We start from the raw sequence: 516 nt of genomic DNA on the forward strand, positions 1-516 counted from the left end.
TTCCTGTCCAACGTCTTCGTCGACCCGCGCACCATGCCCGGCTGGCTCCAGGCCTTCGTCAACAACAGCCCGGTGACCCACCTGGCGTCGGCGGTCCGCGGGCTGATGGCCGGCGACTGGCCGGCCGCGGACGTCATGTGGACGCTGGGCTGGTCGGCTCTGTTCGTGGCCGTCTTCGGACCTGTGACGATGCGGCTGTACAACCGCAAGTAGGGCGGGCACGCCATGGCGCGGCCCCGAGGAGCGGATCCTCGGGGCCGTTTCTCCGTTCAGCCGGGCCGTGGCGTGTCTCAGCCGCGCAGCGGGCGGACGTCCGGGGCGATCTGGGTGACCGGTGTGGCCCGCACGATCGTGATCAGCCGGTCCGTCAGCTCCAGCGTCCCGAGCTCACGGTCGTCGTAGCCGAGCACCCGGTGCCCGCGCACCACGCTCACCACCAGGTCGTCCAGCTCCCGCGCGGTCTTGCCCACCTCTGCCTTTATGACCGGCCGCTCCACGACGTCCAGCCCGGTGCCC

The 516-nt window shown here is 71.1% G+C and carries 1 protein-coding gene and 1 pseudogene; one reads left to right on the forward strand and one right to left on the reverse strand.

The window, feature by feature from the left end; genetic code table 11:
• Positions 1-213 (forward strand): ABC transporter permease (locus LPA54_RS36560; RefSeq protein WP_228984811.1); only part of this gene is annotated, 213 nt, incomplete at its 5' end.
• A 77-nt stretch (positions 214-290) separates the two neighbouring features.
• On the opposite strand, the pseudogene LPA54_RS36565 reads toward LPA54_RS36560, so the two are convergent.
• A pseudogene (locus tag LPA54_RS36565) lies at positions 291-516 on the reverse strand (Ion channel protein); the annotation flags it as partial.

It is taken from the genome of Streptomyces sp. DH12 (genome assembly GCF_020873895.1).
GTDB lineage: Bacteria > Actinomycetota > Actinomycetes > Streptomycetales > Streptomycetaceae > Streptomyces.